1 protein-coding gene is annotated in these 3,147 nt (G+C 48.8%); it reads left to right on the top strand.

The features are described from left to right. Positions 1 to 3,147 (top strand): RHS repeat-associated core domain-containing protein (locus tag IQ241_RS25035; RefSeq protein ID WP_322743798.1); only part of this gene is annotated, 3,147 nt, incomplete at both ends.

Genomic DNA, 3,147 nt, shown 5'->3' with positions numbered 1-3,147 from the left:
ATAACCTGAGCGGTTTTACAGATGCTCGCGGCAACGATATTCTCTACGGCTATGACAGTCGCGGCAATCTCACTAGCATTACCTATGAAGATGGAACTCAAAACAAATATCTCTATGATGCCAATGGCTTGTTGACGAAGTCTGTCAATCGTCGCGGTCAGGAGATTGCCTACGAGTATAATGACCAGTATCAAATCACCAAGGAAACTGATAGCGATGGATCTACTGTCACATATGAATATGGAAAAAATAGCGGGGTGCTTACTTCTATTCATGATGATAGGAGCGGCAAGATTACCAGAATCGATTACTATCAAGCCAAAGATAGAATTGCTATTAAAAATTCTATCGGGCTTGTACATACTTATAGTTTTGATCAGCTAGGCAGAAAAACTCAAATTTCCATTCAAGATGGTTCAAACACTTACACGACTAACTACAGCTACGATCGCCTGGGCAGGTTGGATCAACTGACCGACGGTGGTGGCAAGCTAATTGTTGACTATGACTACCACAGCGCTACGGGAAGATTAGCAAAGGAAACCAACGGTAACGGGACTTATACGGCCTATAGTTATGACCTTGCAGGACAGCTGACTAGCTTGGTCAACTCCAGGGCTGATGATACGGTCAACTCTCGCTTCGATTATACCTACGACAGTTTGGGCAGACGTACCGCAGTAGCGACTCTAGATGGAACCTGGAGTTATACCTACGATTTGGCGGGGCAGCTGACCGGTGCGGTGTTTGCTTCAACCAATCCTGACATTCCCAGTCAAGATTTGACCTATGTTTACGATGCTGCGGGCAATCGCATTCAGTCCATAGTCAATGGAGTCGCAGAAAATTACAGCGCCAATAACCTCAATCAGTACGAAAGCGCCGGGACAACAACCTATAGCTATGACCTGGATGGAAATTTAGTTGCTAAAATTCAAGGCGACCAAACCTGGGCCTATAGCTACAACGACAGCAATCGCTTGGTTGAAGTGGTCGATTCAGATAGCAACGTTACCCGGTACGAATACGATGCTTTTGGCAACCGCACGGCCACGGTCTACAACGGTCAGCGCACGGAATATCTAATCGATCCCTTTGGTTATGGAGACGTGCTTGCTGAATATGACGATAGCGGTAACCTAGTTGCCCGATACAGCCATGGCATAGGCTTAGTGAGCCGTACTGATGCCAGCAGCGATACGGCTTTTTATGATTTTGACGGCACGGGTTCGACAGCAGGCTTAACCGGTACAGCCGGAACGAACCTTAACAGCTACAGCTATCGTCCGTTTGGTGAAGATTTTTATGAGATAGAAACCATTGATAACTCTTTTGAGTTCGTCGGACAGTGGGGCGTTACCGAAGAAGCCAACGGTTTGGACTTCATGCGGGCTAGGTTTTATGACAGTGACACGGGAAGGTTTGTAGCTAGCGACCCGATTGGTTTGCAAGGAAGAGACACTAACTTTTATCGGTATGTAAACAACGACCCGCTTAGCTACATAGATCCTGAAGGTACCATTGTTGTACTTACAGTGGGTGCAGTACTTTCGGCAGCTGGAGGAGCTGCTGCTGGTTTTGGTAGTAATTATGCTTCACAAAATCCGGTAGTTGGAAGCATGGCCACTGGAGCAGGTGTTTTCCTTTTTGGGGCTGGAACATTTTTAGGAGCTCCTCCAGCTTTTGGTATTGCTGGTTTTTGGGCAGGAAGTACAATAGCAAACTCTGCAAAAGCAGCAACACCACCACCCTATGCCAATGACGCAAGCAATGGGTTTGACGCAGGGGTAGGCCACGCAAGACCACCGCGCGTAGACCCGCTAATTCTCGACCTCGACGGCGATGGGATCGAGCTAACAGCCCTAGAAACTTCGACGACCTACTTTGACATCGATGGCGATGGCTTCCGCGAAAGGACGGGCTGGGTGCAGTCAGACGACGGGCTGCTGGTATTAGATCGCAATGGCGACGGCTTTATCAACGACATTTCGGAACTATTTGGTAACCCGACGACTAGCGGCTTTGTTGAACTCCAGGCGATTGACGACGATACCAACGGCTTTATTGATGCTGCCGATGCTAACTTTTCCAAGCTACAAGTGTGGCGAGACCTGGACCAGGATGGGCGATCCGATGTCAACGAACTCTATACGCTAGAAGAACTTGGCATTGCTCGCATCAGCGCTGTTCCTACCAGCACCAACGTTATCAACGCAGGCAATCAAATTGTCGGCACAACTTCCTTTGAATTAGCCGATGGCACCGAGCAAGAAATGGTAGAAGCCTGGCTATCGGTCAGCCAACTCAATTCCTACTATGATCATCGCTCCACTTTCAACGAACCGGTAATCTTTACTGAAGAAATCCTAAACCTACCCAATCTGCGCGGCTACGGCAACCTACCAAATTTACAAGTTGCAATGGCAAAAGACGGGCAGCTTCTGACGCTGGTACGCACCTTCACCGAGCAAATCTCCCAGAATAGTGCTAGCGCCATTGAGTCAATTCAATCGATTTTATTCCGCTGGGCAGGCGTGGATGGTATAGATCCTGCCAGTCGCGGCAGTAACGTCAATGCTCAAGAACTAGGATTCCTAGAGCAGTTCGTGAGTCGCAGTTTCCCCCAAAATCTGACTATCAACTCAGCCGCCGGACAAACCTTTTCCCAAACCTACGCTCAGCTTTCCTCTTCGCTGTCGGCACGGCTGATAGCACAGGTAGCTGACGTGCCTGTTTCGTATAATCAGCTTTCTGATCAGTTGACTTTTGATGGCAATACTGATGCAGCAGTCTTGCAATTAGAGAAGGCTCTAGAACAGGCTGTATCTTCTCCCTCAGCGCAACTCAACCTCGAAATCTCTGTACTTAAACAGTTTATCGGCGGACGAGAGGAGTGGATACTTGGAAGTGAGTCATCCGAGCAGTTAGTTGGCTCTACAGGCGCAGACAGACTCTATGGATTTAGTGGCAACGACATCCTCAACGCTGGTTTAGGCAATGACATCCTGGTGGGCGGGACTGGCAACGACACACTCTATGGCGGGGCGGGCAATGACACCTATCGGTTTGAGCGCGGTGACGGGCAAGACGTCATCCACGACCTCTACCAAAATAGCTCCTACGGCTACATCTACGACGGTGGGACAG

The sequence above is a fragment of the Vasconcelosia minhoensis LEGE 07310 genome, from assembly GCF_015207255.1.
Lineage (GTDB): Bacteria > Cyanobacteriota > Cyanobacteriia > Phormidesmidales > Phormidesmidaceae > Vasconcelosia > Vasconcelosia minhoensis.
Note: the sequence above shows the minus strand (reverse complement) of the source record. Positions and strands in the feature narration are given on the sequence as shown.